Genomic DNA, 6,865 nt, shown 5'->3' on the forward strand with positions numbered 1-6,865 from the left:
CGCGGTACGTGACGCGCCAAGATCACTGAAGCCAGTAGATCATGGCGTAGAGCCCGATCCACACGACGTCGACGAAGTGCCAGTAGTACGACACGACGATCGCCGACGTCGCCTGCGCCGGGGTGAACCGGCCCATGGTGGTGCGGATCATGAAGATGATGAAGGCGATCAGACCGCCGGTCACGTGCAGACCGTGGAAGCCGGTGGTGAGGTAGAACATCGACCCGTAACCGTCTTCGTTGATCTTGACGCCCTCGTGCACCAGCTCGCGGTACTCGTTGACCTGGCCGAGCACGAAGATCAGGCCCATCACGAAGGTGATCGTGAACCAGCGCCGCAGGGCGTGGACGTCACCCTTCTCGGCCGCGAAGACACCGAGCTGGCAGGTCACCGAGGAGAGCACCAGGATCACCGTGAAGGTGGTCGCGTAGGGGATGTTCAGTGCCTCGGTGTGCTTCTCCCACTGCTCCGGCGCCGCAGCGCGGATGGAGAAGTACATCGCGAACAGCGCCGCGAAGAACATGAGTTCGCTGGAGAGCCACACGATCGTCCCGACGCTGACCATGTTGGGTCGGGTCAGGGAGTGGATCCGGCTCTTGTCAATGGCTGGGGCCGCAGTCACGCGGTCATTATTGCCCTTGACCGGGGCGGGCGATCAGCGGGGGGCCAAACCGGGGTCGGGGATGGCCCGATCGTGGCGGTCCGGTTCGCCTGGCCTAGCCTGAAAAGCGTGCTGCACGTCGATTCGATCTTCGCCGCCACCTCGGCAGGCTCGGCGGCCGTCCTCGCGGCCGGGGGCGACGCCGTCCCGCCGCCGTTCACCGTCGCCCGGATCTTCACCGAGGTCCAGCTCGACAGCTGGCTGACCCTGGGCCTGGTGCTCGCCGCCGGCCTCTACCTCTACGGCGTGTACCGGCTGCGGCTGCGCGGCGACCGCTGGCCGCTGGTGCGTACGGTCTGCTTCCTCGGCCCGGGCCTCGGCGGCATCGCCGCGGTCACGCTCAGCGGGCTGGGCGCGTACGACACCACGCTGCTGTCGGTGCACATGATCCAGCACATGGCGCTGTCCATGGTCGCCCCGATCTTCCTGGCCCTGGGCGCCCCGGTCACCCTGGCCCTGCGCACCCTGCCCGTCCGACCGCGCAAGCGGCTGCTGGCGGTCGTGCACAGCCGGATCGCGAAGATCTACAGCTTCCCGCTGGTGGCGTTCGCCATCTTCGTGGTGAACCCGTTCGCGCTCTACTTCACCGACCTGTACCGCTACACCCTGGAGCACGCCTGGGCGCACGAGCTGGTGCACGCCCACTTCATCGCCACCGGCTGCGTGTTCTTCTGGCCGCTGCTCGGCCTCGACCCGCTGCCCGGTCGCTGGCCGTACCCGGCCCGGGCGCTGCTGATGCTGCTGTCGGTGCCGTTCCACACGGTGCTCGGGCTCACCATCATGCAGAGCAGCACGCTGTTCGGCGGTGACTGGTACCCCTCGCTCGACCTCGCCTGGTCCGACCCCTGGAACGACCAGGTGGTGGCCGGCGGCGTGCTCTGGGCCGGCGGCGAGTTCGTCAGTGTGACCATGCTCGCGGTGCTGGTCGTGCAGTGGATCAAGCAGTCCGAGCGTGAGGCCCGCCGGCTCGACCGTGAGCTGGACCGCCAGGAGGCCCGCGAGCGGGCCGCCGACCCCGCGACGGCCGCCGCCCCGACCCCCGGCGCACCAGCCTGACCTGCGCCGACGTCCCGCCCGGCCGCACCCGGCGGGCGGGATGTCGGGTACGCCACACCGAGCGGTACGATCACCCGGCAGCTACGAGGTGGGAGCCAGTCCAGCGATGAGTGAGCGCAGCGAGCGGATCATCCGGCTCGGTGCCGGGGCGCCTCAGGACGGCACGGAACGAAGCGGAGAGCCGGCATGAGCGATCGTCAGTGCACCGTCCTGCTCTACAGCGACGACCCGAAGGTCCGCGACCGGATGCGGCTGGCCGTCGGCACCCGCCCCGCCCCCGGCCTGCTGCTCGAGTTCGTCGAGGCCTCCGACTACGCGGAGTGCATCCGGCTGGTCGACGACTACGAGATCGACCTCATGCTGCTCGACGGCGAGGCCGCCCCGGGCGGTGGCCTCGGCATCGCCCGCCAGATCAAGGACGACCTGGACGACGCCCCGCCGACCTGCGTGGTGATCGCCCGCGCCGCCGACCGGTGGCTCGCCGCGTACGCGCAGGTCGACGCCACGCTGATGCACCCGCTCGACCCGGTGACCACCGGCACCACGGTCGCCGAACTGCTGGGTACGCGCGCCGCCGCCTGAGTCACCGCGCCCGGCGGCTCCGCAGGCGCCCGGGTCGACGGGCGCCCGATCCCGTCCCACCCGCACCCCACGCCTGCTCGGGAGGCCCACCATGGGCGAACGGACCTGGCCGCTTCTGCTCAACGCGCTGCTGCGCGGCGAGGAGCTCTCCACCGCCGACACCGCGTGGGCGATGGACGAGATCATGACCGGCGCGGCCGGTCCGGCCCAGATCGCCGCCTTCGCGGTGGCGCTGCGCGCCAAGGGCGAGACCCCGGCCGAGCTGGCCGGGCTGGTGGAGGCGATGCTGGGCCGCTCGGTGGAGGTGGTGCTCCCCGAGGAGCTGCGCCGCAGCGCGCTGGACGTGGTGGGTACCGGTGGTGACCTCGCCCACACCGTGAACATCTCCACGATGACCGCCCTGGTGGTGGCGGGCGCCGGCGTACGCGTGGTCAAACACGGCAACCGCGCCGCCTCCTCGTCCTGCGGCACCGCGGACCTGCTGGAGTTCCTCGGCGTCCCGCTGGACCTGGCGCCCGAGCAGGTCGCCCGGTGCGTGGCGGAGGTGGGCATCGGGTTCTGCTTCGCCCCCCGCTTCCACCCGGGTATGCGGCACGCCGGCCCGGTACGCCGTGAGGTCGGCGTGCCCACCTTCTTCAACTTCCTCGGTCCGCTGACCAACCCCGGCCGGCCCCGGTCGGGCGCGGTCGGCTGCTTCGACGCGCGGATGGCCCCGGTGATGGCGAGCGTCTTCGCCGCCCGGGGCGACTCGGCGATCGTGATGCGCGGCGAGGACGGGCTCGACGAGTTCACCACCGCCGCTCCGACCCGGGTCTGGGTGGCTCAGCAGGGCGCCGTCAGAGAGGCGTTGCTGGACGCCACCGACCTCGGGGTGCCCCGGGCCACCCTCGCCGACCTGCGGGGCGGCGACGCGGCGTACAACGCCGGCGTGGCCCGTCGGCTGCTGGCCGGGGAGACCGGGCCGGTGCGCGACGCGGTGCTGGTGAACTCCGCCGCCGCGCTGGCCACCCAGGGTCGGCTGGACGGCGACCTGACCGAGGCGCTGCGGGCCGGGATGGACCGGGCCGCCGAGTCGATCGACTCGGGTGCGGCGGCCGGCGTCCTGGAGCGCTGGATCGACCTCGCCCGCTCCCTCTGATCCCGACGGCCCGTCGAGGGCGGGTGGGCGCGGCCGGAACTGTCGCAGTGGCGTGCGAAACTACACGGGAGTAATTTTCCGTTTTCCACCGATGGCGGCGATGCCCGTCGGCGGACACCGGAGCGAGAGGAGACGCCCGTGTCGGACCGCGAACTCCACTGCGACGCCTGCGAGGGCGTTCAGCCGTTCGAGGCCCCGCCCTGCGTCGACGGCCACGACGTCGACTGCCCCGAACTGGTCTGCACCGGCTGCGGGGCGGCGGTGCTGATCGCCACCTTCGCCTTCCAGGCCCCACGCCTCGACCGCCGGGGTCGCCGCCCGGTCCCCCACCGCCGCGCCGCCTGACCGGCGTCCCCGGAGGGCACCGCGACGCCACGTCGCGCCGCAACACGACGAAGGCCCGCCTCCCTCGGGGAGGCGGGCCTTCGTGTGAACCGGTGGATCAGTGCTCGGCGGTGCGCCGGGTGCCGGTGTAGTACTCGAAGAGCAGGCCGCACGCCGCGAAGATCACCGCGACCAGGCCGACGCCCAGCAGCCAGAACTGCCAGTACACCAGGCCCAGGCCGGCCAGCGCGGCGGCCAGCGCCAGCCCGAACGGCCAGTAGCTGCCCGGGCTGAAGAAGCCCACCTCGCCCGCGCCGTCGGCGATCTCGCCGTCCGGCCGATCCTCCGGGCGCAGGTCGATCCGGCGGGAGACGAACCAGAAGAAGCCACCGCACATCGTGCAGAGCAGGAACGACAGCAGCAGAGCCACCGTGCCGACCCACTCCACCTGGCCGCCGGAGTCGCCCCACGTCCAGACGCCGTAGAGGATCGTCGCGCCGAGCAGGAACGCGGCGATGATCAGGAAGATGCGCCACTCGGTCTTCATGCCGGATCCCTCAGTTTCCCGCGCCGGACGAGACGACCTCGTCCGGGTTGAAGTTGGCCGTGTCGCGGCGGGTCTTGAACGGTTCGGTGGTCTGCGCGTACGGCTCCTCGCCGATGGCGGTCAGCGCCTCCTGCGTCGACTTGCCGTCACGCTTGGCGGCCAGGAACCGGTCGTACTCCTCGGGGGAGACGACGCGCAGCTCGAAGTTCATGAAGGCGTGGTAGCTGCCGCAGAGCTCGGCGCAGCGGCCGACGTACGCGCCCTCGGTCTCCAGCTTCGAGACCTCGAAGACGTTGCGCACGTTGCCCGGCATGACGTCGCGCTTGAACAGCAGCTCCGGCACCCAGAAGGAGTGGATGACGTCGCGGCTGGTCTCCTCGAAGCGGATCGACCGGTCGGTCGGCAGGACCAGCACCGGGATGACCTCGCTGGTGCCGAGGACCGACGCCACGGTGTTGGCGTCCTCGCCCTGCCCGTCGCGGTAGTTGAACTGCCAGTTCCACTTGAAGGCGACGACCTCGACGGTGACGTCGGGGTTCTTCGTCGTCCGCACCACGTCGGTCTGGACGACCGCCGTGTAGTAGAAGAGCACGGAGACGATCAGGATCGGCGCGATGGTGTAGAGGAACTCCATCGGCAGGTTGTACCGGGTCTGCACCGGCAGCTCGTTGCCGCGCTTGCGGTAGCGCACGACGCACCAGAAGATCAGGCCCCACACGAAGACGCCGACCGCGAGGGCGGCGATGCAGGAGGCGATCCACAGGTCGTACATCCGGTTCGACTCCGGCGTGATGCCGCCCTGGGGCCAGCCGAAGCCGTCCACCGCCGAGCCGACGTCACAGCCGGTGAGCAGAACCAGCAGCGCAGCTCCGCCGAGGCCGAGCCCGGCGAGCCGACCAGCACCACGCCGCCGGCGTCCACCGGCTCCCGGGGAAGCGCTGTGCCGTACGGCCGACGGCCGTACCTCCGAACTCCTTGCGACCACCTGGTCCTGCCTCCCTAGCGCGCCGCGGGGCTTTTGTCATCAGCACCGACGGCAAAGGCGTCACCGACGGTCGCAGATTACTCGACCATGACGGGCTCGACCGTCTTGGGGTCACTGTCCGCCCCCATCGGGGGGATCTTGGGCATACCGACGCGATAGCGTGGACAGCCGTGAGTCCCTCCCCGGTCTACCTGGACGCGGCCACCGCCGCGCCACTGCACCCGGTCGCCCGGCAGGCGCTGCTGGCCGCCCTCGACGACGGTTGGGCCGACCCCGGCAAGTTGTACTCGCAGGCCCGGCGGGCGCGCCAACTCCTCGACGCCGCCCGCGAGGCCACCGCGGCCACGCTCGGCGTCCGCGCCGACGAACTCTCCTTCACCCCCAGCGGTACGACCGCCGCGCACGCCGCGGTGCTCGGCGGCCTGGCCGGGCGGCGGCGGGTCGGGGCGGTCCTGGCGCACTCCGCGATCGAGCACTCGGCGGTGCTGCACGCCGCCGAGCGGCACGTGGCCGGCGGCGGGGCGGCGACCCCGGTGCCGGTGGACCGGCTCGGCCGGCTCGACCTCACCGCCTGGGCCGACGCGGTCCGCGCCCCCGGGGTCGCGCTCGCCGCGCTGATCGCGGCCAGCCACGAGGTGGGCACCGTCCAGCCGGTCGCGGCGGCGGCGGACCTCTGCGCCGAGGCGGGCGTCCCGCTGTACGTGGACGCGGCCCAGGTCGTCGGGCGGACGGCGGTGCCGCAGGGCTGGTCGGTGCTGAGCGCCAGCGCGCACAAGTGGGGCGGCCCGCCCGGCGTCGGGCTGCTGGTGGTGCGCAAGGGCGCCCGCTGGGAGTCGCCGTGGCCGGCCGACGAGCGGGAGTCGGGGCGTACCCCCGGGGTGTTGAACCTGCCGGCGGTCGTGGCGGCGGCGGCGAGCCTGCGCGCGGCGGCGGCCGACGCGGCGGCCGAGGCGACCCGGTTGGCGCCGCTGGTGGACCGGATCCGCGCCCGGGTGGCGGCCGAGGTGCCGGACGTGGAGGTGGTCGGCGACCCGGTGGATCGCCTACCCCACCTGGTCACCTTCTCCTGCCTGTACGTCGACGGCGAGGTGCTGCTGCACGCGCTGGACCGGCGCGGTTTCGCGGTCTCCTCCGGCTCCTCCTGCACCTCCTCGACGCTGCGCCCGTCGCACGTGCTGGAGGCGATGGGGGTGCTCTCGCACGGCAACGTCCGGGTGTCGCTGCACCGGGAGACGACCGAGGCGGACGTGGAGCGGTTCCTGGCCGAACTGCCCGGCATCGTGGCCGACCTGCGCGCCGAGGCCGGGGTGGTGGGGCTGTGACCGAGCCCATCGAGGTGCTCGACTGCCGGGGTCAGCGCTGCCCGCTGCCGGTCATCGCGCTGGCCCGCCGCCTGCCCGAGCTACCGGTCGGCGCGGTTCTGCGGGTCCTCGCCGACGACCCGGCCGCCGCGGTCGACATCCCCGCCTGGTGCCGCATGCGCGACCAGGACTTCCTCACCCCCCACCCCGCCCCCTCCACCTACGACATCCGCCGCCGCCACTAACCCCCTCCCCCCACCCCACCCCCACC

Annotated in this window: 9 protein-coding genes; 6 read left to right on the forward strand and 3 right to left on the reverse strand. The window is 72.3% G+C overall.

The features are described from left to right. Positions 1 to 22 precede the first annotated feature (22 nt). Entirely contained in the window at positions 23 to 622 is a 600-nt protein-coding gene (locus tag ACPFP2_RS14860) for a cytochrome c oxidase subunit 3 (RefSeq protein WP_424089744.1), read from the reverse strand. A 108-nt stretch (positions 623 to 730) separates the two neighbouring features. Between ACPFP2_RS14860 and ACPFP2_RS14865 the strand changes: the two genes are divergently transcribed. From ACPFP2_RS14865 to ACPFP2_RS14880, 4 genes are all read left to right on the forward strand, one after another. Beyond that, a complete protein-coding gene (locus tag ACPFP2_RS14865; RefSeq protein ID WP_424089745.1) occupies positions 731 to 1,717 on the forward strand; it encodes a cytochrome c oxidase assembly protein in 987 nt (328 codons plus the stop codon). A 186-nt stretch (positions 1,718 to 1,903) separates the two neighbouring features. Continuing rightward, complete coding sequence (locus ACPFP2_RS14870; RefSeq protein WP_424089746.1) at positions 1,904 to 2,299, forward strand: hypothetical protein; 396 nt, start codon at positions 1,904 to 1,906, stop codon at positions 2,297 to 2,299. A gap of 91 nt (positions 2,300 to 2,390) precedes the next feature. Next, positions 2,391 to 3,437, forward strand: coding sequence for an anthranilate phosphoribosyltransferase (gene trpD, locus ACPFP2_RS14875; protein WP_424089747.1), 1,047 nt, complete (start codon positions 2,391 to 2,393; stop codon positions 3,435 to 3,437). A gap of 138 nt (positions 3,438 to 3,575) precedes the next feature. Then, positions 3,576 to 3,782, forward strand: coding sequence for a hypothetical protein (locus ACPFP2_RS14880; RefSeq protein WP_424089748.1), 207 nt, complete (start codon positions 3,576 to 3,578; stop codon positions 3,780 to 3,782). A gap of 97 nt (positions 3,783 to 3,879) precedes the next feature. Here the strand turns inward: ACPFP2_RS14880 and ACPFP2_RS14885 are convergent, their stop codons facing one another. Together ACPFP2_RS14885 and coxB are read right to left on the reverse strand one after the other, a co-directional pair. Next, the gene (locus ACPFP2_RS14885; RefSeq protein WP_424089749.1) at positions 3,880 to 4,308 is read right to left on the reverse strand and encodes a cytochrome c oxidase subunit 4; all 429 of its coding nucleotides are present in this window, start codon (positions 4,306 to 4,308) and stop codon (positions 3,880 to 3,882) included. Positions 4,309 to 4,318: 10 nt separating this feature from the next. Continuing rightward, the gene (gene coxB / locus ACPFP2_RS14890) at positions 4,319 to 5,293 is read right to left on the reverse strand and encodes a cytochrome c oxidase subunit II (RefSeq protein WP_424089750.1); all 975 of its coding nucleotides are present in this window, start codon (positions 5,291 to 5,293) and stop codon (positions 4,319 to 4,321) included. Between the two features lie 170 nt (positions 5,294 to 5,463). On the opposite strand from coxB, the gene ACPFP2_RS14895 reads away from it, so the two are divergent. Next, complete coding sequence (locus tag ACPFP2_RS14895) at positions 5,464 to 6,615, forward strand: cysteine desulfurase family protein (RefSeq protein ID WP_424089751.1); 1,152 nt, start codon at positions 5,464 to 5,466, stop codon at positions 6,613 to 6,615. Then, complete coding sequence (locus ACPFP2_RS14900; RefSeq protein WP_424089752.1) at positions 6,612 to 6,839, forward strand: sulfurtransferase TusA family protein; 228 nt, start codon at positions 6,612 to 6,614, stop codon at positions 6,837 to 6,839. The genes ACPFP2_RS14895 and ACPFP2_RS14900 overlap by 4 nt, the downstream gene beginning before the upstream one ends. Positions 6,840 to 6,865: the final 26 nt, after the last annotated feature.

Origin of the sequence: Micromonospora citrea (genome assembly GCF_049629545.1) — a bacterium.
GTDB lineage: Bacteria > Actinomycetota > Actinomycetes > Mycobacteriales > Micromonosporaceae > Micromonospora > Micromonospora citrea_A.